This is a genomic window from Catenulispora rubra, assembly GCF_015356825.1.
Classification (GTDB): Bacteria; Actinomycetota; Actinomycetes; order Streptomycetales; family Catenulisporaceae; genus Catenulispora; species Catenulispora rubra.
This window is the reverse complement of record NZ_JAACYW010000104.1, coordinates 1-23,258: the sequence shown is the minus strand read 5'-3', so window position 1 is coordinate 23,258 and position 23,258 is coordinate 1. Positions and strand designations below refer to the sequence as shown.

The window sequence follows — 23,258 nt, the reverse complement described above, 5'->3', positions numbered from 1 at the left end:
CCTAGCATCGACACGGAATGTGAGTGATCGATCACGCTCGGGAGTTTTTCGGTGATGGCGGACCTGGAAACCGGCACGAAACAGCGACGCGTGGCGGCGGTCCTCGTCGACCTCGACGAGTTCTTCCTCCAGTTCTTCTTCCAGCTCCTCTTCCAGTTCGTCGTCAAGCTCGTCGTCGCCGTCCGAGCCCACCACGCCGACCACGCCGACCACGCCCACCACACCCACCACACCCACCGCGCCGACCCGTCCGACGCTCCCGACCACGCCTTCCGGCACCCAGCCGTCGGTGTCCGCGTCCGCCCGCGACCGCGGTCTGGCGGCGACCGGCGGCGGCTTCGCCCCGATCCTCGGCCTGGCCGCGGCCGCCCTGGCCGTCGGAGCCGGCGTCCTGGGCATCACGTCCCGCAAGAGGGGCAAGCCCGCCTGATGTGAGACGAGAGGTCCGCATCCCGGACTACAGTGGACGCGTCCGGGATGCGCTGCCAGGCTGATGACCATGTCCCGTGCCGGAATCGCCCTCGTGAGTCGACGCCATGTCGACTACGGACGCCTGTCCAGCATGGCCAGTACGGTCCGCACCGCGAACTGACCGCGCTGCTCAGCGGCACTCCGCCGCCCTCCCACCGGCCGTATGACCCCTCGCTAAGGACACCTCCGCCATGACCGCCACCCCGTCCACGCCTGCCCGCGTCGGCCGACCCCGCCAGCAGCGCGGCGAGGGCCAGTGGGCCAAAGGCTATTTCACCCCGCTGAACGGCAACGAGCAGACCAAGAAGGATGACGACGGCCTGAACGTCCGGGCCCGCATCGAGAACATCTACGCCTACCGCGGGTTCGACGCCATCGACGGCGGCGACCTGCGCGGCCGGTTCCGCTGGTGGGGCCTGTACACCCAGCGCCGCCCCGGCATCGACGGCGGCAAGACCGGCATCCTGGAGCCGGAGGACCTCGACGACAAGTACTTCATGCTGCGGGTGCGCATCGACGGCGGCCGGCTGAGCCTGGCCCAGCTGCGGGCCGTCGCCGAGGTCTCCGAGAAGTACGCGCGCGGCACCGCCGACGTCACCGACCGGCAGAACATCCAGCTGCACTGGGTGCGGATCGAGGACGTGCCGGCGATCTGGAAGACGCTGGAGGACGTCGGCCTGAGCACCGCCGAGGCCTGCGGCGACGTCCCGCGCGTGATCCTCGGCTCGCCGGTGGCCGGCATCTCCGCCGCCGAGATCATCGACGCCACCCCGGCGATCGACGAGATCTCCCGGCGCTACATCGGCAACCCGGAGTTCTCCAACCTCCCGCGCAAGTTCAAGACCGCGATCAGCGGCCTGCAGGACGTGGTCCACGAGATCAACGACATCTCGTTCGTCGGCGTGGTCCACCCCGAGCTCGGCCCGGGCTTCGACCTGTGGGTCGGCGGCGGCCTGTCGACGAACCCGCACTTCGCCAAGCGCCTCAACGCCTTCGTGACGCTGGAGGAGGTCCCGGAGGTCTGGGCCGGCGTCTGCGGCATCTTCCGCGACTACGGCTACCGTCGCCTGCGCAGCCGCGCGCGCCTGAAGTTCCTGGTCGCGGACTGGGGTGCGGCGAAGTTCCGCGAGGTGCTGGAGACCGAGTACCTCAAGCGCCCGCTGACCGACGGCCCGGCGCCGGAACCGGCGCCGACCTACGAGCGCGACCACATCGGCGTGCACGTCCAGAAGGACGGCAACCACTACGTCGGCTTCGCCCCGCGTGTCGGCCGCGTCGACGGCGCGACCCTGGCCAAGATCGCCGACCTGGCCGAGGCCGCGGGCTCGGACCGGGTCCGCACCACCACCGAGCAGAAGCTGCTGATCCTGGACGTGGCCCCGGAGCGGGTCGAGGAGCTGGTCAGCGCCCTGGAGGCGCTGGACCTGCAGGTCCGCCCCTCGGTGTTCCGGCGCTCCACGATGGCCTGCACCGGCATCGAGTTCTGCAAGCTGGCGATCGTGGAGACGAAGAAGAGCGCGTCGAACCTGATCGACGAGCTCGAGCGCCGGCTGCCGGACTTCGACCAGCCGCTGACCATCAACCTGAACGGCTGCCCCAACTCCTGCGCGCGCATCCAGGTCGCCGACATCGGCCTGAAGGGCCAGCTGGTCCTGGACGAGAACGGCGAGCAGGTCGAGGGGTACCAGGTGCACCTCGGCGGCCACCTCGGCGCGCAGACAAAGGACCCGGCGGACGTCGAGGACGGCGCCTTCGGCCGCAAGGTGCGCGGCCTGAAGGTGACAGCCGCGGCGCTGCCGGACTACGTCGAGCGCCTGGCTCGCCGGTTCCAGGAGCAGCGCACCGAGAGCGAGACGTTCGCGCAGTGGACGACGCGCGCCTCGGAGGCGGACCTGTCGTGAAGGTGGACCCCGTGAAGACGGACCCTGTGAAGGCGGACTTGTCGTGAGCGAGCGCGCGGCCCCCGCATACTGCCCGTACTGCGGCGACGAAGACCTGCGCCCGGAGGAGGGCGGCCACCGGCGGTGGTCGTGCCGCTCCTGTCGGCGGGTCTTCGAAGTCGCGTTCGTCGGCCTGCTGGCGCCCGGCGCCGGCCGGCCGGACGGAGCGGACAATACCCCGCATTCTGCCCCGAATTCCGCGTCCGGGTCCTGACAACCGAATGCCAAGTTATCCCCAAAGGCACGGTAAAAGCCCTCCCCAAAGCGGTCTCGCGCGACCAGAATGGTCTGTGACGACCCCATAAGGAGCCGCCTGTGACCATTTTCGGACCCGACATATCGTCCTATCAGAGCGGGCTGAGCTTGTCCCGGCTCGCGGACGCCTCGTTCGTCATAGCCAAGACGACCGAGGGCACCTACTACACCGATGCCGACTACCAGGCCTGGCGAACCCAGTCCGCACAGCTCGGCAAACCGTTCGTCTGGTACCACTTCCTGTCCGGCGAGAGCTCCACCGCCCAGGCCCAGCACACCGCGGCCAACGTGGGCGACAGTTCGCTGCCGGGCATGTTGGACGCCGAGCCCGCGGGATCGTTCTCGCCGTCCCTGGACCAGATCCTGGCGTACCTCGACGCCGCGCGTTCCGCGGGACTCAATCTGCGTCTGATCTACCTGCCGCGCTGGTACTGGGAGCAGATCGGCTCGCCCGACCTGTCCCCGGTGGCCGGCCGCGGAGTCTCGCTCGTCTCCTCGGTGTACCCGGGCGGCTCGGGGGGCCCGGCGAACATCTATCCCGGAGACGGGGCCGCCGGCTGGCAGCCCTACGGCGGGATGACACCCCTGATCTACCAGTTCACGAACCAGGCGTCCGACGGCGGACAGCCGCTGGACTACAACGCGTTCCGGGGGTCGACCTCGGAGCTCATCTCGGCGCTGAACCCCGGCACCGGCACCGGCGCCCCTTCGGAGGACGATGACATGCCCGTATTCGCTACAGGTGTGGTTGCGCAAGGCAACGGCGCTGTGACGGTCGTGCTGCCGCCGCCGGCCAACTACGGCAGCGCCGGCTGGGGCAACGTGTGGTTCAGCCTCGGCGCCGACTTCGGCACCGCGAACGTGCGGGTCGCCATCTTCACGCACGGTCAGGGCTGGTCGCACGTCTACCCGGACGTGGCGGTCTCCGCCGCCGGCGACCGCGTCAACCCGGTCGGCGGACCGCTGCCGACCGGGGTCCAGAAAATCAGCATCACCAGAACCGCGAACCCGGACGTGCCGCTGTCCTACCTGGTCGAGGCCGTCCACCGCTGAGCAGCATGACAAGGGACGGGCAAGGGTTCCGGCCGCGCACCGCAGGGTGAGCACCAGGGAAACCTTCGCTTAATCGTTTGAGGCCAACCCGTTGACCCGGGTTGGCCTCATTGCTAGTTTCCCCTTCGCAGACGATCTCAGGGGCCTGGAGCCCCCGGGTTCCGTCGGGCGCTGACAGGCCCCATCGCATCGCACCACGGACGTTCACGGCGAGCGCGCGGTACCGCCGCGTGCCGATCGGCGTGCGCCCGCGCACCAACACGCCGCTGCGGCCAACCCCGGCCGGGCGGCGAGGTCCCAGCGAGAGGAAGCCACCACATGCTCCACACCCCCACGACCCGCCGCGGCAAGGCGCGCCTGGCCGCCGGCGCCATCGGCGCCACCGCCGCGCTGCTCGCCGCGTTCGGCACCTCCGGGGCGGCGCAGGCCGGCCCGGCCCCGATGCGCCACGGCGTCTTCCCCACAGTCGCCGGTGCCGCGGCCATCCGCGCGCAGCTCGCTCATGAGACCGGCCTGGCGAAGACGGCCACGACCGGTCCGGAGACGCTGTCCTACGGCGGCGGCATAGACGGCATCGGCGTGACGGACCAGCACCCGAAGGTCTACCTCATCTTCTACGGGAGCCAGTGGGGTACTCAGGGCAAGGACGCCAACGGCAACCTGACGTTCTCCAACGACCCGCAGAAGGGCGCCGCGCCGGCGCAGATGCTCTTCAAGGGCGTGGGCACCGGCGGCGAGGCGTGGTCCGGGACCATGACGCAGTACTGCGACGGCGCGGGGGTCAAGACCGGCGCGACCAGCTGCCCGTCGGGCGCCCTGCACGTGCCCTACCCGACCGGCGGCGTGCTCGCCGGCGCCTGGTACGACAACTCCGCGAAGTCCCCGGCCGCCGCCACCGGCCACCAGCTCGGTGTGGAGGCGCTGAAGGCCGCGAAGCACTTCGGCAACACCACCGCGGCAAAGAACCGGGCCGCCTACTACGTGATCCTGTCCCCGCACGGCACCAACCCGGACAACTACCAGGGCCAGTACTGCGCCTGGCACGACTACAACGGCGACACCACGCTGACCGGCGGCGCCATCGCGTCCACCGTCGGCGACTTCGCCTTCTCCAACCAGCCCTACAACATGGACTCCGGCCAGGGCTGCGGCGTCAACTTCCTGAACTCCGGCAGCAAGGGCACGCTGGACGGCTGGACCATGACCCTGGGCCACGAGTACAGCGAGACCATCACCGACCAGAACCCGGCCGGCGGCTGGACCAACAACGTCGCGGGCTCGCCCTACCAGGGCCAGGAGAACGCCGACGAGTGCGCCTGGCTCAAGGGCGTGACCGGCGGCGCCGGCAACGTGAAGTTCGGCAACGGCACCTACACCTTCCAGGGCAGCTGGTCCAACGACACCAACGTCTGCGCGCTGACGCACGTGACGGTGAAGTGACTCTGCTCTAAGAAGTGACCCTGATCTAAGAAGTATGCGACTCCCGCTGAGTTCTCAGCCCTCGGACTGGGGCTCGGCGGGAGTCCACAGGTCCGCACGCGGCGGCATCACCGAGGCGCCGGAAGCGCCGAGCGTGTCGTGGGCCGGATCGGACTGTGCCGGAAGCGTGATCGTCGGATCGTCGTCCGAGCTGTCCTGCGGAATCGCGGTGTGCCCAACAGGGGCGGGCACACCGGGAGCCTCGTATTGTGATGCTTCGCCGTACACATCTACTCCATTCGCCCGCGCAGTAGTGACCAAACTCTGTCGCACCTGCGGCCAAGTCGCCATCACCAGTGCCGCGAACACTCCGGCCTGAAGCGTCCTCTCCCGCCCGAAAGCACCGCGGTACACGACCTCGCTCACCACGTCGCCGCCGCGCGCCTTCGTCAACCGCGGCGCCGCGAACTCCCCCAGCAGCGCCATCGCGTGGTCCACCACCCACTTGCGGCCCGGCACCGGCGGCAGCAGGTGCCGGATCTTCTCCGCCTCGCGCGCCATCGCCGCGTCGGAGACCACCTCGACCACGTCCCGCACGATCACCCGGACGGCCTTGTCCCAGGGCACGTCCTCACCGTCGAAGGCCATGTGGTCCGGTCCGACGGCGACCTCGCCGTAGCGGTCGAGCAGCCCCAGGGGTTTGAGGGCCAATGAGGGAAGGTCGGTGCGCCGCCGCAGATACGCCGCGAGGGAGATCTCCCACAACGCGGCGGCGGGCACGGACGGCATCGGGATCGTCGGCGTCTTCTGGTCCCCCACGCGGCTCACTCTAGCGACCCCGCCTAGGGCCCCCTCCCCGAGACTGGCGGCATGCCTACTGTCGCGGACGTGCTGTGGAAAATGCTCGCCGATGCCGGAGTGCGGCGCTGCTACGGGATCGTCGGCGACGCCCTGAACCCGGCGATCGACGCGCTGCGGCGGGCCGGCGACATCGACTTCGTCCACGTCCGGCACGAGGAGTGGGGCGTCTTCGCGGCGGTCGCGGAGGCGAAGATGTCCGGGCGTCCGGTCGCGGTGTGCGGGACCGCAGGCCCCGGCGTGAGCCACCTGATCAACGGACTGATCGACGCCCGCAAGGAAGGCGCCCCGGTGATCGCGATCGCCGGCGACGTCGAGACCGCCATCATGGACACCGACGGACTGGAAGAGCTGAACCCTTATACGTTCTTCAATGTGGCGTCCCTCTATACGGGACGCCTGGTAGATCCCAAACAGCTGCGCCCCATAGTCACCTCCGCGATCACCACCGCGCTGACCGAGCACGGCCCGACGGTGATCTCGCTGCCGGGCGACGTCGCAGCCGCAGACGCACCGGATGTGCCGACGCATATAACAGTGCCCAACACTGTCGCGGGCCCCGCGCCCGACGAGGACATCGCCAAGCTCGCCGACATCATCAACGGCGCGAAGACCGTCACCATCTTCGGCGGCGAGGGCTGCCAGAACGCCAGGGACCAGGTCCGCGTACTCGCGGACAACCTGAACGCACCGGTCGGCTACAGCTTCAAGGGCAAGCAGTGGCTGGAGTACGACAACCCGCACGCGGTCGGCATGACCGGACTGCTCGGCTACGGCGGCTGCTGGGAGGCGGCGAACCACGCCGACGTACTCCTGATGCTGGGTACGGACTTCCCGTTCCCGCAGTTCCTCCCGCACAAAGGCGTGAAGGTGGTCCAGGTGGACCGGGACGGACGCCGTCTGGGCCGCCGGGTACCGCTGGCGCACGGACTGGTAGGCGATGTCGGAGCCACCCTGGATCGACTACTACCGCAAGTGACTCCTAAGTCCGACGACGCCTTCCTGCGGAAGTGTCTAAAGAAGACAGAAGAGTTCGACAAACAGCTTCAGCACTATGTCGAGCACGGTCCGGCGCTCAAGCAGATCCGACCGGAATACCTGACGGCGACCCTCGACAGGCTCGCCCCGGAAGAGGCGGTGTTCACCGTCGACACCGGTACCGCGTGCATCTGGGCCGCGCACTATCTGCACTTCGGCCCGAAGCGCCACATGTTCGGCAGCCTCACGTGGGCCTCCATGGCCAGCGCCTCCCCCAACGCGTTCGGCGCCAAGATGGCCTTCCCGGACCGCGCGGCGATCGCGCTGTGCGGGGACGGCGGCTTCACGATGCTCGGCCTCGGCGACCTCCTGACGGAGGTGCAGCGCAAGGCCGAGATCGTCCACGTGATCCTGAACAACGGCAAGCTCGACTTCGTCTGGATCGAGATGCAGGAGGCCGGGCTCACGCCGTGGGGCGTCGACTTCCAGAACCCGGACTTCGCGAAGGTCGGCGAGGCGATGGGTGCCAAGGGCATCAGGATCGAGCGCCCCGCCGACCTGGAGCAAGGGTTGAAGGAGGCCTTGAACCACCGCGGCGGACCCGTGGTGGTCGACGTGGTCGTCGATCCCTATGCGTTGGCCCTACCGGCGCACACTCCGGCGGCAACGGTTAAGGGCTTCACGCTCAGCGTCGCCAAGCAGGCGCTGACCGGGCACCTCGGGGACGTCGTCAAGGAGGCGACGCATAACGTGCGCCTGCTCTAAAGGTCCGCGCGGCCATCGAGCTCAGATCGCCTCCGCGAGCCGGTCCACCTGACCCGGATCGCGGCCGTAGCAGTAGAGCATCACCTCGTCCACGCCGTGCTCCGCATACTGCGCGATGGTCTGCCGGATCGACGCCGGAGTCGTGAGTATCCCTTCAACCATCCGATCGGCTCTACCGCCGGTGAACCGGTAGTACGCGGCCATGGCCGTCCGCGCGTCGTCGAGGACTTCCTCAGGGCCGAGCGCGACGTTGGCCTGAGCCACGATCCGCGGCCGTCCGGACCGGCCGGCCTCGTCCCAACAACGGCGCACCGTCTCGATCAGCGGCCCGATCCACGACGGCGGCGCGGCGGCGAGGAACCCGTCGCCGAAGTGGGCCACGCGGGCCAGCGCGGCCGGACGGAACCCGCCGAACAGCACCTCGGGACCGTTCGCGCGGTGCGGACGCGGGCCGATCGGCCCGACGGTGTCGCTGTAGGGGGCGCCGGACCAGATGCGCTTCATGACATGCATCTGCCGGTCGAGCAGACGTCCCCGGGTGTGCAGGTCCGTCCCGGCGGCCTCGTGGTCGTCCTCGCGACCGCCGATGCCCAGACCGAGGACGAAACGGCCGCCGCTGATCCGGTCCAGGGTGGCGGCCTGCTTGGCCAACAAGGCGGGCTCACGCAGCGGAGCCAGCAGTACCTCGGTCTGGAGCCGCACGCGGCTGGTCGCACCGGCCAAGGCGGCCAGGGTGACCAAGGGCTCCGGGTTGTCATAGACAAGCCGGTCGAGCAGGCCGACAGTGGTGAACGGTCCGGTGTCAGCGGCCCGGGCCCAGTCGAGCAGCAGCTCGGGGGCGCTGATGGGCAGACCGATTCCGACTTCCATGGGAAAACCTCCGTGAGGGCACGACGAATCGATGCCGCCCTCTCCAGGACTTCGACGCTGCGAAGCGTAGGGCTCCCGTTCTGCGGCGTTCGTGCTGAGGAGCTCCCTGTCGGAGTATTCGGCAGCTTAAAGCGCGATCCGCGGGCGGAACAAACCCATTTCGGCACCGCTAAGTGGCGTGAGACACATAGTCCGCATCATGGACGACAGTGGACGACCCGCGGACCGCGTGCGACTCTCTAGTCATGTCTCGTGCTGGAATCGCGCTCGTCGGTCGGCGTCACGTCGACTTCGGACGGCTGTCCAGCATGGTCTGTATGCCGGTCCAGTAGACCTCGCCCGCGATCTGCCGTTCAAGATCTTCCAGGGCCACGGTCCGCCGGCACTCCCCCCACGCCGTCCGTGTGACGCCGCTTCCGCGCGGCCCCCGGCGCGTCGGGCGTCCGGCACGTCCGTGCGCCCGCCACTGTAAGGGGAAGCCCCGAAATGTCAGCGGACACCACGCTCGCGTCGGTCGACCCGGCCTCGACGGGACGTACCGACCTGCGGGCGCTGGCCGAGAAGGCCAACGCGGAACTCCAGAACGCCCCGGCCGGGCGGATCGTCGAGTGGGCCCACGCCACCTTCGGCGCGGACCTGGTCGTCGCCTCGTCCATGGCCGACACCCACCTGGTGCACCTGGCCTCCACCGCGGCGCCGGACATCGACGTCGCCTTCCTGGACACCGGGTACCACTTCGCCGAGACCATCGGCACCCGCGACGCGGTCGCCGAGGTGTACCAGGTCCGGCTGCTGAACATCACGCCGCTGCGGACCGTCACCGAGCAGGACGCCGAATTCGGCCCGCGGCTGCACGAGCGCGACCCCGACAAGTGTTGCGCGCTGCGCAAGGTCGAGCCGCTGGAGCGCGCGCTGAAGCCCTACGTCGCCTGGATCAACGGCATGCGCCGCGAGGAGTCCCCGACCCGCGCGGACATCCCGGTGATCGGCTACGACGCCAAGCGCGACATGGTCAAGATCTCGCCGCTGGCCGCCTGGACCCAGGACGACCTCGACGCCTACATCATCGACAACGGAGTCCTGACCAACCCCCTGTTCCTCGAGGGCTACACCTCGATCGGCTGCGAGCCCTGCACGCGCAAGCCCCTGCCGGGCGAGGACCCGCGGGCCGGGCGCTGGGCCGGCAACGCCAAGACCGAATGCGGACTGCACACCTGACATGAGCACCCTGACCCACGACGAGACCGCCCCGGCGCACGACCATCTGCGCACCCTGGAGGCCGAGGCGGTCCACATCATCCGCGAGGTGGCAGCCGAGTTCGAGCGGCCGGTGCTGTTGTTCAGCGGCGGCAAGGACTCGATCGTCATGCTGCACCTGGCGCTGAAGGCGTTCGCGCCGGCGCCGGTGCCGTTCGGGCTGCTGCACGTGGACACCGGCCACAACTTCCCCGAGGTGCTGGCCGTGCGCGACCGCACCGTCGCCGAGCACGGTCTGCAGTTGTTCGTCGCGCACGTCCAGGACTACATCGACGACGGCCGCCTGGTCGAGCGCCCCGACGGCACCCGCAATCCGCTGCAGACGGTGCCGCTGGTGGACGCGATCCAATCCCACAAGTTCGACGCCGTCTTCGGAGGCGGTCGCCGCGACGAGGAGAAGGCCCGCGCGAAAGAGCGGGTCTTCTCGCTGCGTGACGACTTCGGGCAGTGGGACCCCAAGCGCCAGCGTCCGGAGCTGTGGCGGCTGTACAACGGCCGGCACCGCCCCGGAGAGCACGTGCGGGTGTTCCCGCTGTCGAACTGGACCGAGCTGGACGTGTGGCAGTACATCGCCGAGCAGGAGATCGAGCTGCCGGACATCTACTACGCGCACGAGCGCCAGGTGTTCGCCCGCGGCGGCATGTGGCTGTCCCCCGGCGAGTGGGGCGGTCCGCGCGAGGGCGAGACGGTGCAGAACCGCATCGTGCGCTACCGCACGGTCGGGGACATGTCCTGCACCGGTGCCGTCGACTCCGACGCCTCCGACATCGCCGCGGTCATCGAAGAGATCACCGCCTCCCGGATCACCGAGCGCGGGGCCTCCCGCGCGGACGACCGCCTTTCCGAGGCCGCCATGGAGGATCGCAAGCGAGAGGGGTACTTCTAGTCATGACTGCGCTACTGGACGCACCGACCGCGAAGGACACCCAGGTCGCAGGACTGCTGCGGCTGGCCACCGCCGGCTCGGTGGACGACGGGAAGTCGACCCTGGTGGGCCGGCTGCTCTACGACACCAAGTCGGTGCTGGCCGACCAGTACGAGGCGGTGGAGCGCACCTCGCGCAACCGCGGACTGGAGCAGGCCGACCTGGCGCTGCTCACCGACGGCCTGCGCTCGGAGCGCGAGCAGGGCATCACCATCGACGTCGCCTACCGCTACTTCGCCACGCCGCGCCGGCGGTTCATCCTGGCCGACACCCCCGGGCACGTGCAGTACACCCGCAACATGGTCACCGGCGCCTCCACCGCCGAGCTCGCGGTGATCCTGGTCGACGCGCGCAAGGGCCTGGCGGAGCAGACCCGCCGCCACACCGCCGTCTCCGCGCTCCTGCGGGTGCCGCGGGTGCTGCTGGCGGTGAACAAGATGGACCTGGTCGACTTCGACAAGGACCGGTTCGCCGAGATCGAGGCCGACTTCGCCGCCTACGCCACGGCGCTGGGCATCGAGCACCACGCGGCGCTGCCGGTCTCCGCGCTGCGCGGCGACAACGTCGTGGAGCCCTCGGCGGACCTGGCCTGGTTCGAGGGCCCGACGCTGCTGGAGTTCCTGGAGAACGTGCCGGTGGAGACCGAGCGGCGCCCGGCTGGCCGGTTCCCGGTGCAGTACGTGATCCGGCACCAGTCCGCCGACTACCGCGGCTACGCCGGCACCATCGCCTCCGGGCACCTGGAGGTCGGCGACCCGATCGTGGTGCTGCCCTCGGGCCAGCGCTCGACCATCGCCGCCATAGACCTGCTGGGCCGCCCGGCCGAGCGCGTCACCGCCGGCCAGGCCGCGACCCTGCTGCTGACCGACGAGCTGGACGTCTCCCGCGGCGACCTGATCGCCCCGGCCGACGCCGCCCCGGCCGCCGTGCAGGACGTGGTGGCGACCGTGTGCCACCTGTCGGAGAAGCCGCTGAAGGTCGGCGACCGGGTGCTGCTGAAGCACACCACCCGCACGGTCAAGGCGATCGTGAAGGAGATCTCCGCCAAGCTGGACATCTCCGACCCGCTGGCCGCCGCGTCCTCGACCGCCGCCGACGCCGCCAACGCCGAGGCCGACGAGTTCGCCTGGGACGACGACGCCCCCACCGCGCACACCCTGCACGCCAACGACATCGGCCGCGTGGTCCTGCGCACCGCCTCGCCGATCCTGCTGGAGCCCTACGCGGCGGACCGCGAGACCGGGTCCTTCCTGCTGATCGACCCGGCCAGCGGCGACACCCTCACCGCCGGCATGTCCGGGGACCCGCTGGGGGTCTTCTCGTGATCGAACGCGCCTTGTTCTCCCAGAACTTCACGGGGGACGTGCGATGTCGGGCCGCCGCCGGGCAGCACCGCAGGCCCCTGTTCCGACATCGAAGATCCCCGTAGTCCCGCAGTCCCTGGAGCGTACGTTGATACGAAGAGCCTTCTCCGCCATCGCCGCGACCGTCGCGGCCGGCTGGATGCTCGCGTCGCTGGTGATCGTCATCGCCGCGTACGTCTCCACCACGGACCACTCCTCCGGACCGACCACGGCCTCCTCCTCCACCCCTGTGGGCGCCACGTCCACAGCCGCCGGAGAGCTGCGGCTGGGCTACTTCGCGAACGTCACGCACGCCACGGCCGTGGTCGGGATCGCGCACGGCGACTTCGCCAAGGCCCTGGGATCCACCAAGCTGACCACCCAGATCTACAACGCCGGCCCAGCGGAGATGACCGCGCTGCTCGGCGGCCAGCTGGACGCCGCCTACGTCGGGCCCTCCTCGGCCCTGTCGGCCTTCGCACAGTCGCACGGCCAGGCGCTGAAGATCGTCGCCGGCGCCACCAGCGGCGGCGCGGAGCTGGTGGTGCGGCCCGGGATCACCAGCGTGGCCGACCTCAAGGGCAAGACCCTGGCGACTCCGCAGAAGGGCAACACCCAGGACGTCGCCCTGCGCGCCTGGCTGAAGCAGAACGGCCTGACCGCCAACCTGGACGGCACCGGCGACGTGTCGGTGAACCCGCAGGACAACGCCGCCACCCTGGACCAGTTCAAGGCCGGGCACATCGACGGCGCCTGGCTGCCGGAGCCCTGGGCCTCGCGCATGGTCCTGGAGGCCGGGGCGAAGGTGCTCGTCGACGAGCGCACCCTGTGGCCCGGCGGCCAGTTCGCGACCACCAACCTGGTGGTGTCCAGCACCTTCCTGGCCGCGCACCCGGACACCGTCAAGGCCCTGATCGACGGCCAGATCGCGGCCAACCAGTGGATCGCCTCGGCGCCCGCCGACGCCCGGCAGCTGGTCAACGACCAGCTGAAGAAGCTCACCGGCAAGGCCCTCACCGCCGCCGAGATCCAGCGCGCGTTCAGCGAGCAGACGCCGACCGACGACCCGCTGGCCGCCTCGCTCCAGACCTCGATGGACCACGCCGTGTCCACCGGCCTGCTCAAGAAGACAGACTTGCACGGCATCTTCGACCTGACGCTGCTGAACACCGAACTGGCCAAGGACGGCCGGCCCGCGGTGTCCGACGCCGGGCTGTCCACCACCAAGTAGCGCCAGAGAGTTAAGGGGAGACCGCCATGACCGCCGCCATAGCCGAAACCACCACCGACGCCATCGCCTCGGGCCGCTCCCCGGAGTCCCAGCCGGCCGTCCGGCTGACCAAGGTCGGCAAGACCTTCCGGGGCGGGGCCCCGGTGCTCGACGGCATCGACCTGACCGTCGCGCCGGGCGAGTTCGTGTGCCTGCTCGGCGCTTCGGGCTGCGGCAAGTCCACGCTGCTGAACCTGGTCGCCGACCTGGACGCGCCGAGCTCCGGCACCGTCGAGGTGCCCTCCGGCCGCGCCGCCCTGATGTTCCAGGAGTCCGCGCTGTTCCCGTGGCTGACCGCCGGGGAGAACATCGACCTCGCGCTGCGGCTGCGCGGCCTGTCCGGCCGCCGCGACCGCCGGGCCGAGACCGAGCGGCTGCTGGACCTGGTCCGGCTGCGCGGCGCCTACGACAAGCGGCCGCACCAGCTCTCCGGCGGCATGCGGCAGCGGGTCGCGCTGGCCCGCGCGCTGGCCCAGGACAGCCGGGTGCTGCTGATGGACGAGCCGTTCGCCGCGCTGGACGCCATCACCCGCGACGTGCTGCACGAGGAGCTCATCCGGCTGTGGGAGGCCACCGGGCTCGCGGTGCTGTTCGTCACGCACAACGTGCGCGAGGCGGTGCGCCTGGGCCAGCGGGTCGTGCTGCTGTCCTCCCGTCCCGGCCGGGTGGCGCGGGAGTGGCGCGTGGACATCCCGCAGCCGCGCCGCATCGAGGACAAGGCGGTGGCGGACCTGTCGGTGGAGATCACCGATGACCTGCGCAAGGAGATCAGCCGCCATGGCCGCTGACACGGACACCGGCGGCCGGCCCGGCGATACGCTCGCACACATCGAAGCCGGACTTGACGCGCTGGAAACATCGGCGGAACCGGAGTCCCGCAGACTCAGGAGCGTGGCCGCCTCCGTCATCCCGCCGATCGTCGCCGTCGCGCTGATCCTCGCCGTCTGGCAGATCCTCTACGCGGCGAAGATCTGGCCGGACTGGAAGCTGCCCGGGCCCTCGCAGGTCTTCTCCTCGCTCAAGGACACCTTCTCCGGCGGCGACGCCTGGGGCGCGGTCGGCCACAGCATCGCCCACGGCGCGGTCGGCTTCGGCGCCTCGGTCGCCATCGGCACCCCGCTGGGCATCCTGGTCAGCCGGTTCAAGACGATCCGGGCCGGCATCGGCCCGATCCTGTCCGGTCTGCAGTCGCTGCCCTCGGTGGCCTGGGTCCCGCCGGCCCTGATGTTCTTCGGGCCGACCCCGGCCATGCTCTACACCGTCGTCCTGCTCGGCGCGGTGCCCTCCATCTCCGTCGGCGTCGTGTCCGGCCTGGACCAGGTGCCGCCGCTGTACCTGCGGGTCGGCCACAACATCGGCGCCCGGGGCCTGGCCTCGGTGCGGCACGTGCTGCTGCCGGCCGCGCTGCCCGGCTACCTCGCGGGGCTGCGCCAGGGCTGGGCCTTCGCCTGGCGCTCGCTGCTGGCCTCGGAGATCATCGTGCAGTCCGCGAACCTCGGGCACTCGCTGGGATTCCTGCTGAAGAACTCCCAGGACGCCAACGACATGTCCGGGGCGTTCGCCGCGATCGTGCTCATCCTGGCCGTCGGGGTGGCGGTCAACCAGCTGCTCTTCGCGCCGCTGGAGCGGCGCGTGCTCAAGGCGAGGGGGTTGGCGTGAACCAGGCGGGTGCGATGCTGGCGGTCGCCCACGGGAGCCGCGACCCGCGGCACCGCGAGGTCATCACAGGGCTCGTCGACGCGGTGCGCGAGCAGCGGCCGGGGCTGCGGGTCGAGACGGCCTTCCTCGACCACTGCGGCCCGACGGCCGCGCGCGCCCTGCACGGCCTGGTCCGGGACGGGTACCAGCAGGTGAAGGTGGTGCCGCTGCTGCTGAACACCGCCTACCACGTGCGGCAGGACATCCCGGCGGCGGTGGCCGCGGCGCACGAGTCGCTGCCGCGGCGCTGGAAGGCCGGGGTCGCGCAGCCGATGGTGGCCGAGCCCCTGGGCCCGCATCCGCTGCTGATGGCCGGCCTGGAACGACGGCTGCGCGAGGCCGGGGTGTGGCCCGGCGACGAGGAGGCTTCCGTGGTGCTGGCCTGGGCCGGATCCTCCGACCGGGTGGCCGCCGCGGCGGTGGACGAGCTGGCCGAGGAGTGGCAGCGCAGCGGCTGGGAGCACGTGGTGCCGGTTCCGGCGGTCGGCGACCAGGCAGGAGACGCCGTGCGGGCGCTGCGCGAGCGCGGCGCGCGGCGGGTCGTGGTGGCGCCGTACTTCCTGGCGCCGGGATACCTGGCCGACCGGATCCGGGGCTCGGCGCTGCGCGCCGGGGCGGACGCGGTGGCGGCCGAGCTCGGGAACGCGCCGGAGGTGGCCTCGGCCGTGCTGTCGCGGTTCGACGGGGCGATGACGGGCTGCCTGGCGCACGTGGCCTGAGCCGGGGTCTGAGCCGTCACTGAGCCATCACTGAGCCGTCAGTTGAGCGATTCCGTCATTCGGGCATGCGGAATCAAGGCGGCGGGGGCAAGGTTGCAAGCGGCGAACCACCGCAACCTTTGAAAGGATCCGTGTATGCGCGCGATCGTCGTCGGCCAGACCGGCGGACCCGAGGTCCTGCAGCTCTCCGAGGTCAACGACCCGAAGCCGGGGCCCGGTGAGCTCCTGGTGAAAGTCGGCGCCGCCGGCGTGAACTTCATCGAGACCTATCAGCGCAGCGGTCTGTACGCCGTGAAACTGCCGTTCACGCCGGGGGCCGAGGCGGCCGGGCACGTGCTGGCGGTCGGCGAGGGCGTCACGGACTTCAAGCCCGGCGACCGGGTGGCGACCGTGGACGCCCGCGGCAGCTACGCCGAACAGGTGATCGTGTCGGCCGAGCGGGCCGTGGCGGTGCCGGACGGCGTGGACGTCGAGACCGCCGCCGCCGTGCTGCTGCAGGGCATGACCGCGCACTACCTGACGCAGAGCACGTACCCGGTCAAGGCCGGCGAGACCGCGCTGGTGCACGCCGCGGCCGGCGGCATGGGCCTGCTGCTGACCCAGCTGGTGAAGGCGGCCGGCGGCAAGGTGATCGGCACCGTCTTCAGCGAGGCCAAGGCCAAGCTGGCGAGCGAGGCCGGCGCCGACGAGGTCATCCGCTACGACCAGGTGTCCGGCGAGGAACTGGCCGAGGAGGTCCGCCGCCGCAACGGCGGGCAGGGCGTGCACGTGGCCTACGACGGCGTCGGCAAGGACACCTTCGAGGCCTCGCTCGCCGCGCTGCGCATGCGCGGGATGCTGGTCAGCTTCGGCAACGCCTCCGGACCGGTCCCGCCGGTCGCGCCGCTGCGGCTGTCGCAGGGCGGCTCGCTGTTCCTGACCCGGCCCACGCTGGGCAACTACATCGTGGCCCGCCAGGAGCTGGAGTGGCGCGCGAGCGACCTGTTCCGGTGGATCCAGGAGGGCACGCTGAACGTGCGGGTCGGCGCGACGTATCCGCTCGGCGAGGCCGGGCTCGCGCAGCAGGACCTGGAGTCGCGGAAGACGACCGGCAAGCTGCTGCTGATCCCGTAGGCACCGGTCCGGTCTGGTCCGGTTCAGACAAGGACAAGTCACGGCCGCGTCCCGGCCCGGGCCCGTTGGGCCGCCGGGCCGCGGCCGGCGGCGACGGCACACAACAGCGCGGCGGTCGCTGTGATGATCGGCCCGGCGTGCACGGTCGAGCCGAGGGCATCGAGGCACTGGAACGCCGCCAGCACCGCGGACGCGGCCAGCGCGGTCGCCGCCGCCAGGGACAGCCACGCCAGCCGGACCGCCGGCACCGTCAGCCGCAGCGACGACAGCACGATCAGACCGACGCTCAGCCACCGCACCACGTGCAGGCAGTCCTGACTGTGGCGGGCGGGCCAGGGGACGGCGAGCGATGCGAGAGTCAGCGCCGCGAACCCGAGGGTGGCCAGCGTGTTGGCCCGAGAACGATCGGTACCGGGCTGCGCCACCGAGACCATGGCACCCATGCTCACGCATATCATCCGATGAAACAAGGGTCTTGATAAAGGCCGGAAGATCAATCGAACTTCTGGTACATCACGTGGATCCCGACGTAGCCGTGGGACCGGCTTTTGTACGCCCCCGGAACCGTCCCGATGATCTGAAAACCGATCGACTGCCACAGGTACACGGCCCGCGCGTTGCTCTCCACCACCGCGTTGAACTGCATCCCGTGATAGCCCTGCTCGCGAGCCCACGTGAGGGAGTACTCGCCGAGCGCCCGACCGACGCCCCGGCCCGCGGCCGCCGGATCCACCATGTAGCTCGCGGTGGACACGTGCGCACCGGGACCCGGCCGGTTCGGGCCCATCTTGGCGCTGCCGAGAACCGTACCCGCGTCGTCGACCGCGACCACGGTCAGCCCCGGCGGCCGCTCCATCCAGAGCGCGCGGCCTTCCTCCTCGGTGGGCTCGTAGGGGTAGACGTAGGTCTCCCCCTCGGCGCAGATGGCGCGGAAGAAGGGCCAGATGCGCGGCCAGTCCTCGTCGACGGCTTCGCGGATGTGCACGGTCATGGCGCGAGGATAGCGGCCGGTCAGCTGAACCCGGTCCGGCCCCGGTCCGGCCCCCGCCAACCGAACCGCCGTCCCGAGCCGCACGTTGAGGTTGTGTTCGAATATCAGGAAGCGAGCACGCGCTTCTTCTCCTCGGCGACGTCGTAGCCGGCCGGCGGCCACTTCGGGTCCAGCCGCTCCAGGGTCTCGACGAGCAGGTTGGTGATCGCGAAGTTCCGGTACCACTTGCGGTCGGCGGGGATCACGTACCAGGGCGCGGTCTCCGTCGAGGTCAGGTTCAGCGCGGCCTGGTAGGCCTCGGCGTAGGCCGGCCACAGCTTGCGCTCGGCGACGTCGTTGGTGCTGTACTTCCACAGCTTCGTGGGGTCGTCCAGGCGGGCCAGCAGGCGTTCCTTCTGGGTGTCGCGGCTGATGTGCAGGAAGCACTTGACCACGGTCGTGCCCTGGTCGGCGAGTTCCTGTTCGAACTCGTTGATCAGGCCGTAGCGCAGCTCCCACTGCTCGCGCGGGACCAGGTCGCGGACCCGGACGATGAGGACGTCCTCATAGTGGCTGCGGTCGAAGACGCCGACCATGCCGGGCGCCGGCAGGGCCTTGCGGATGCGCCACAGGAAGTCGTGGGACAGTTCCTCCTCGGTCGGCGCCTTGAAGGAGGAGATGCGCAGGCCGCCGGGGTCCATCACGCCGGCCACGTGCTTGACCGTGCCGCCCTTGCCCGAGGTGTCCATGCCCTGCAACACCAGCAGGAGGCTCTGGCGGGCCGGCTCGACGCCGCCGCGCGACTGCGCGAACAGGCGCTCCTGCAGATCGGCCAGGCGCGCGGCGAGTTTCGGCAGCTTCTGCAGCGCCTCGGATTTCGAGTCGACGCCGGGGTGCACGTCGGAGGGCAGCTTGTTCAGCTTGACCGGGGAATCGGGGGCCCGCAGCAGGTGCGTGAAGGACTTCGCCATGAAGGAAGACTGCCATCCGGGTTAACAGTTCGCATGCCATGGCGTCCGTTCCGGGACTGTTCCAGGACTGTTCCGGGAGTGGGAACCGGCGGCTGCGGACGCGGAGCCACGGCCTACGGGCTAGGCGCCCGCGCCGACGGCGGCTTCCTCGGCGGCGGCCAGCGTCACGCCGTCCCGGGCCAGGGCGGTGATCCGGGAGATCGCGCGCAGGTACTTCTTGCGGTATCCGCCGCGCAACAGCTCCGGGGTGAACAGCTCGCCGAGCGGCGTGCCGGAGGCGACGACCGGTACCTTGCGGTCGTAGAGCCGGTCTATCAGCACCACCAGGCGCAGGGCGACGTTCTGGTCGTCGAGCGGCCGCACGCCGGTGAGCCCGACCGCGCTCACGCCGTCGATCAGGGCGCCGTAGCGGCTGGGGTGGACCGCGGCGAGCTCGCCGGTCAGACCCTCGAAGGTGTCGAGCGTGGCGCCGGGGTGCTCCTCCACGGTGCGCGCCACGGTGTCCTCGGCGACCGGGGCCGGCGGCGTGGGCAGATCGCGGTGGCGGTAGTCGGGGCCGTCGACCCGCAGCACCTCGAAGCGCGCGGACAGCGCCTGGATCTCGCGCAGGAAGTCGGCGGCGGCGAAGCGGCCCTCGCCGAGCTTGTCCGGCAGCGTGTTGGAGGTCGCGGCGAGCTTCACGCCGCGGTCGGACAGGCGGGTGAGCAGCGTGGAGACCAGGACGGTGTCGCCGGGGTCGTCGAGCTCGAACTCGTCGATGCAGACCAGCGCGAAGTCCGACAGACGCTCCACCGCGGCGGCGAAGCCGAGGGCTCCGACCAGGCTCGTGTACTCGACGAACGTGCCATAGGCCTTCTTCTCGCGCGGGGCCGGGGACTCGTGCCACAGCGAGGCCAGCAGGTGGGTCTTGCCGACGCCGAAACCGCCGTCGAGGTAGACGCCGATCGCGCCGGACGCCGGAGCCTTCTTCCTGAACAGCCCGCCGCTCTTCTTCGGCACGACACCGACGGTCGCGGCGAAGGCCTGGAGCCGGTCGCGCGCCGCGCTCTGGCTGGGCTCAGCCGGGTTCGGCACGTAGCTGGAGAAGCGCACCTGGTCGAACCGCGGCGGCGGGACCAGGTCGGCCATCAGCCGGTCCGCGCCGACCTCGGGGCGGCGGCCGACGAGGGTCGCAGCGGGCGCGGAGACTATCGGAGCAGACGTCGGCACTCTTCCAATGTCGCAGGCCGGAGCGGGTGTCCAGGTCCATCCGGGGGGTGTAATTGATCACATGTGAAGCGGATCACAAAGCCTTGTGCGACGGGTGGATGAGCAGCGCGTGTCAGAAGTCGCCCAGTGTGATTCGCTGGTCCCATGTATCAGCTGTTGCCGCCGTCGCACCGCAGCCGCCAGGTGGATCTGGCCGAGGTCTACGCCTATCCCACCGGGGCTCGGCGCTGGGTGCGGGCGAATATGGTCGCCACCGTCGACGGGGCCGCCACCGCCTCCGGCAAGTCCGAGGGCATCTCCGGCGAGGCGGACAAGCGGATCTTCGGCGTGCTGCGCGCCCTGGCGGACGTGGTGCTGGTCGGCGCCGGGACCGTGCGCACCGAGCAGTACCGCCCGGCGCGGGTGCGTGAGCAGTACCAGGAGGCGCGCGCGGCGGCTGGGCAGGCCCCGACCGCGGCGGTCGCCGTGGTCTCCCGCGCGCTGGACCTGGACTGGTCGATGCCGCTGTTCACCTCCCCGGCGGTCCCGACGATCGTGCTCACCGCGACCGACGCCCCGCAGGACCGCATCGACGCCGCGAGCGAGGCCGGCGCGGACGTGATCGCCGCCGGCACCGGCGACGTCGACCTGGCCCTGGCCGTGGACCGGCTCGCCGAGCGGGGCCTGGGCCGCATCCTGTGCGAGGGCGGGCCGAACCTGCTGGGCCAGCTGGCCGCCTCTGGGAAGCTCGACGAGCTGTGTCTGTCCATCGCGCCGCAGCTGCGCGGCGGGGACGCGATGCGGGTGCTGGCCGGCCCGGATCTTACGGACGGATTACCGCTGATACTGCACAGCCTGCTGACGGAAGATGGATTCCTCTTCAGCCGTTATCTAATCGGGGGAACACACAGTTCCGTCGATGGGCCCGGTAAGGAAGGGTGAGTCACATGGTCGAGAAGGTGGAGAGGTCCGAGGCGGAGTGGCGGTCGTTGCTGACGCCGATGGAGTTCGCGGTGCTGCGCGAGGCCGGTACGGAGCGTCCGTGGAGCGGGGAGTACGTGTCCACGCACACGGAGGGGACGTACCACTGTCGCGCTTGTGACGCGCCCTTGTTCCGGTCGCAGGCGAAGTACGACTCGCACTGCGGGTGGCCGTCGTTCTACGAGCCCGGCGAGGGTGACGCGGTGACGCTGATCCAGGACCGGAGCCACGGGATGGTGCGCACCGAGGTGCGGTGCGCGGCGTGCGGGTCGCACCTGGGCCACGTCTTTGACGACGGACCGGCGGCGCACGGCGGGCAGCGGTACTGCATCAACTCGGTGTCGTTGAAGCTGGACGAGGAGGAGAACGCTTCCTAAGCGTTCTCGTCACTGCCCCTACGTCATCGCTCGCTCGCCTCAGTCGCCCCGCTGCCACCTCGCGGCACCGGCGCCGACCGCGAGCAGGGCCACCGCCGCGAGCAGGGCGGTGGCCGCGAGCGAGGTCGGCGGGATCGGGTGCATGCCCGACTTCAGCGGCGGCCACGCGGTGAGCACGCGCGGATTGAGCAGCGAGGACAGCACGGGGGTGGTGCGCAGGGACTGCTCGGCGTCGGTCAGAAGCTTGGCGACGCTGGGCAGGCCGGTCAGCAGGCGCCCGGCGGCCAGCGGCACGGCGAGTGCGACGACCGCCACGGCCACCGCGACCGATGCGCGGTACCAGGCGGTCAGCCACCCGATGGCCAGCCCGAACAGCCCGGCCGCGGTCGCCGCCGCAGCCGCCGGCGCGACGCCCTGCAGCACGGGATCAGCGGCGGCACCGTCGGGGATCAGGGTGCGGTCACCGGCGTAGGCCCACGCCAGCGCCAGGGCGTAGCCGAGCGCGGCGGACAGCGCGACCAGCGCACCGCTCAGCGCGGACAGGAACGCGGTGAGCGTGGCCTTGGCGACGGTCAGCCAGGCCCGCCGCGGCACCACGGCGAGGGTGACGTAGCGCATGGAGTAGTGGCGCTCATGCCCCGACGCAGCTGCGCCGAGCACGACGGCGGCAGCGAGCGCGGGCAGCGTCCCGGCCAACCGCAGCAGCGCCACGACCCGCTCCGAAGCCCCCGCCGACACCGCCAGCGCAGCCGCCACACCGAACGCGGCGGCCACCACGGCGGCACCCCCGGGGACGCGCCGCGTGGCCCGCAGGCTCCCGAGGCGGCGCAGCTCATAACGGAACGCGGCGATCATGCGGACGTTTCCTGCTCTGCCGGGGCCGCCTCAGCGACCGACGCGTGCTGCTGGTTCTGGTGCGCCGCCCGCGCGGCCGCGGCCCGCCACGGGGTCATGCCGCCGCTGTCGGGGTCCGGGTGGTGGGATGCGGGCGACGCTACGGTGAAGGGGACGGCGGGCTGCGGCTGCGCGGGCGCGGATGCTGCTGTTTCGGCGGCGGATAGCACAGGCGCGACGACAGCTGCGACGGGCTCGGGCGACGGCGGCACCACAGGACGCTGCGACCGGCTGCGTCCCCAGCGGAGTCCGAACGCGCCGGTTCGGCGATGCGTCGGACGCAGGGCTTCGGGCGACTTGGCTGGCGTGCGCGGCTTGGGGTTCGGGGCTGCGCTTTGGGGGGTGACCGGCTCGCTCTGCTGTCCTACGACAGTGCCCTGCTGAGCCGTGACCGCGCCTTGCTTGTCGGCGGCAGTGCCCTGCTGATTCGCGGCCGACGCCAAGTTGCTCACCGCGTCCTTGCCACCGGAAACGGTCGGCGACGCACTCGGCCGAACCTGCGAACCCTTCACAGCCGACCACCGCGAACCGGCGACCGACCCCTGCGTACGCCACGAACCGGCCACACTCGGCTTCACGGCATCAGGCTGCCCGGGCGCCGAGTCAGCACTCGCAGGCCCACGCGCGACCACCGGCTCCGACGCAGGCCGCGCATCGGCTACAGCGCCGACCCGCACCGCCTGCTGCTCGGCCGCAGCCTGCGCACCCGCGACAGACTCGCGCGCGCCAACCACCAAGCCCTGCCCATCAGCCTGCCCTGCTTGCCGCTCAGCAGGAGCCTGCGCACCAACGCTCGCCGCAACCTCGCGCGCTGCCATCGGCTCCTGCTTCTCGGCTACAACCTGCCCGCGTGCCGCAGACTCGCGCGGCCCGGCGACCGAGTTCTGCACATCAGGCTGCCGCTCGACCGGAGCCTGCGCACCGATGCCCGCCGCCTCCCGCC

Annotated in this window: 24 protein-coding genes; 16 read left to right on the top strand and 8 right to left on the bottom strand. The window is 70.8% G+C overall.

Features of this window, described 5'->3' with window-relative positions; translation table 11 throughout:
• The first annotated feature begins 289 nt into the window (after positions 1–289).
• The 5 genes from GWK61_RS26230 to GWK61_RS26210 all read left to right on the top strand — a co-directional run bounded on the left by GWK61_RS26230 (position 290) and on the right by GWK61_RS26210 (position 5,159).
• Complete coding sequence (locus tag GWK61_RS26230; protein WP_194912215.1) at positions 290–430, top strand: hypothetical protein; 141 nt, start codon at positions 290–292, stop codon at positions 428–430.
• 232 nt (positions 431–662) lie between these two features.
• Positions 663–2,372, top strand: coding sequence for a nitrite/sulfite reductase (locus GWK61_RS26225; RefSeq protein WP_194912213.1), 1,710 nt, complete (start codon positions 663–665; stop codon positions 2,370–2,372).
• A gap of 43 nt (positions 2,373–2,415) precedes the next feature.
• On the top strand, positions 2,416–2,625 hold the full coding sequence (locus GWK61_RS26220) for a hypothetical protein (protein ID WP_194912212.1): 210 nt from the start codon (positions 2,416–2,418) through the stop codon (positions 2,623–2,625).
• Between the two features lie 101 nt (positions 2,626–2,726).
• Complete coding sequence (locus GWK61_RS26215) at positions 2,727–3,719, top strand: GH25 family lysozyme (RefSeq protein ID WP_194912209.1); 993 nt, start codon at positions 2,727–2,729, stop codon at positions 3,717–3,719.
• 318 nt (positions 3,720–4,037) lie between these two features.
• Positions 4,038–5,159, top strand: a complete 1,122-nt coding sequence (locus GWK61_RS26210; protein WP_194912207.1) for a hypothetical protein — start codon at positions 4,038–4,040, stop codon at positions 5,157–5,159.
• Between the two features lie 54 nt (positions 5,160–5,213).
• On the opposite strand, the gene GWK61_RS26205 is transcribed toward GWK61_RS26210, so the two are convergent.
• Complete coding sequence (locus GWK61_RS26205; RefSeq protein WP_194912206.1) at positions 5,214–5,957, bottom strand: hypothetical protein; 744 nt, start codon at positions 5,955–5,957, stop codon at positions 5,214–5,216.
• Between the two features lie 51 nt (positions 5,958–6,008).
• On the opposite strand from GWK61_RS26205, the gene GWK61_RS26200 reads away from it, so the two are divergent.
• Positions 6,009–7,739 carry a thiamine pyrophosphate-dependent enzyme gene (locus GWK61_RS26200; RefSeq protein ID WP_194912204.1) on the top strand — a complete coding sequence of 577 codons (1,731 nt, stop codon included), beginning with the start codon at positions 6,009–6,011 and terminating at the stop codon, positions 7,737–7,739.
• A 21-nt stretch (positions 7,740–7,760) separates the two neighbouring features.
• Here GWK61_RS26200 and GWK61_RS26195 read toward each other — a convergent pair whose 3' ends face one another.
• Positions 7,761–8,609 carry an LLM class flavin-dependent oxidoreductase gene (locus tag GWK61_RS26195; RefSeq protein ID WP_194912201.1) on the bottom strand — a complete coding sequence of 283 codons (849 nt, stop codon included), beginning with the start codon at positions 8,607–8,609 and terminating at the stop codon, positions 7,761–7,763.
• Positions 8,610–9,095: 486 nt separating this feature from the next.
• Here GWK61_RS26195 and GWK61_RS26190 point away from each other — a divergent pair, with 486 nt between their 5' ends.
• The 8 genes from GWK61_RS26190 (at position 9,096) to GWK61_RS26155 (ending at position 16,934) form a co-directional block, all read left to right on the top strand.
• Complete coding sequence (locus tag GWK61_RS26190) at positions 9,096–9,827, top strand: phosphoadenylyl-sulfate reductase (protein WP_194912198.1); 732 nt, start codon at positions 9,096–9,098, stop codon at positions 9,825–9,827.
• A 1-nt stretch (position 9,828) separates the two neighbouring features.
• Positions 9,829–10,752, top strand: a complete 924-nt coding sequence (gene cysD / locus GWK61_RS26185; protein WP_194912197.1) for a sulfate adenylyltransferase subunit CysD — start codon at positions 9,829–9,831, stop codon at positions 10,750–10,752.
• Positions 10,753–10,754: 2 nt separating this feature from the next.
• A complete protein-coding gene (locus tag GWK61_RS26180) occupies positions 10,755–12,116 on the top strand; it encodes a sulfate adenylyltransferase subunit 1 (RefSeq protein WP_194912195.1) in 1,362 nt (453 codons plus the stop codon).
• A 127-nt stretch (positions 12,117–12,243) separates the two neighbouring features.
• Complete coding sequence (locus GWK61_RS26175; RefSeq protein WP_228562964.1) at positions 12,244–13,365, top strand: ABC transporter substrate-binding protein; 1,122 nt, start codon at positions 12,244–12,246, stop codon at positions 13,363–13,365.
• A gap of 26 nt (positions 13,366–13,391) precedes the next feature.
• Positions 13,392–14,192 (top strand): ABC transporter ATP-binding protein, encoded by an 801-nt coding sequence (locus GWK61_RS26170; RefSeq protein WP_194912191.1) that lies wholly within the window; start codon positions 13,392–13,394, stop codon positions 14,190–14,192.
• Entirely contained in the window at positions 14,182–15,063 is an 882-nt protein-coding gene (locus GWK61_RS26165; protein WP_194912190.1) for an ABC transporter permease, read from the top strand. The genes GWK61_RS26170 and GWK61_RS26165 overlap by 11 nt, the downstream gene beginning before the upstream one ends.
• On the top strand, positions 15,060–15,821 hold the full coding sequence (locus GWK61_RS26160; protein ID WP_323747757.1) for a sirohydrochlorin chelatase: 762 nt from the start codon (positions 15,060–15,062) through the stop codon (positions 15,819–15,821). The genes GWK61_RS26165 and GWK61_RS26160 overlap by 4 nt, the downstream gene beginning before the upstream one ends.
• 135 nt (positions 15,822–15,956) lie before the next feature.
• Complete coding sequence (locus tag GWK61_RS26155) at positions 15,957–16,934, top strand: quinone oxidoreductase family protein (protein WP_194912188.1); 978 nt, start codon at positions 15,957–15,959, stop codon at positions 16,932–16,934.
• A 38-nt stretch (positions 16,935–16,972) separates the two neighbouring features.
• Here the strand turns inward: GWK61_RS26155 and GWK61_RS26150 are convergent, their stop codons facing one another.
• The 4 genes from GWK61_RS26150 to zapE all read right to left on the bottom strand — a co-directional run bounded on the left by GWK61_RS26150 (position 16,973) and on the right by zapE (position 20,084).
• Positions 16,973–17,383, bottom strand: a complete 411-nt coding sequence (locus tag GWK61_RS26150; protein WP_194912187.1) for a hypothetical protein — start codon at positions 17,381–17,383, stop codon at positions 16,973–16,975.
• Between the two features lie 44 nt (positions 17,384–17,427).
• Positions 17,428–17,925 carry a GNAT family N-acetyltransferase gene (locus tag GWK61_RS26145; RefSeq protein ID WP_194912185.1) on the bottom strand — a complete coding sequence of 166 codons (498 nt, stop codon included), beginning with the start codon at positions 17,923–17,925 and terminating at the stop codon, positions 17,428–17,430.
• 104 nt (positions 17,926–18,029) lie between these two features.
• Entirely contained in the window at positions 18,030–18,875 is an 846-nt protein-coding gene (locus tag GWK61_RS26140) for a polyphosphate kinase 2 family protein (protein ID WP_194912182.1), read from the bottom strand.
• Between the two features lie 120 nt (positions 18,876–18,995).
• Positions 18,996–20,084, bottom strand: a complete 1,089-nt coding sequence (gene zapE, locus GWK61_RS26135; protein WP_194912179.1) for a cell division protein ZapE — start codon at positions 20,082–20,084, stop codon at positions 18,996–18,998.
• A 144-nt stretch (positions 20,085–20,228) separates the two neighbouring features.
• On the opposite strand from zapE, the gene GWK61_RS26130 reads away from it, so the two are divergent.
• Together GWK61_RS26130 and msrB are read left to right on the top strand one after the other, a co-directional pair.
• Positions 20,229–21,005, top strand: a complete 777-nt coding sequence (locus tag GWK61_RS26130) for a pyrimidine reductase family protein (RefSeq protein ID WP_194912177.1) — start codon at positions 20,229–20,231, stop codon at positions 21,003–21,005.
• Between the two features lie 5 nt (positions 21,006–21,010).
• A complete protein-coding gene (msrB, locus tag GWK61_RS26125) occupies positions 21,011–21,421 on the top strand; it encodes a peptide-methionine (R)-S-oxide reductase MsrB (RefSeq protein ID WP_194912175.1) in 411 nt (136 codons plus the stop codon).
• 39 nt (positions 21,422–21,460) lie between these two features.
• On the opposite strand, the gene GWK61_RS26120 is transcribed toward msrB, so the two are convergent.
• Positions 21,461–22,276, bottom strand: coding sequence for a hypothetical protein (locus tag GWK61_RS26120; protein ID WP_194912173.1), 816 nt, complete (start codon positions 22,274–22,276; stop codon positions 21,461–21,463).
• A partial coding sequence (locus GWK61_RS56880; RefSeq protein WP_228562963.1) for a hypothetical protein occupies positions 22,273–23,258 on the bottom strand: 986 nt, incomplete at its 5' end. The genes GWK61_RS56880 and GWK61_RS26120, both read right to left, overlap by 4 nt.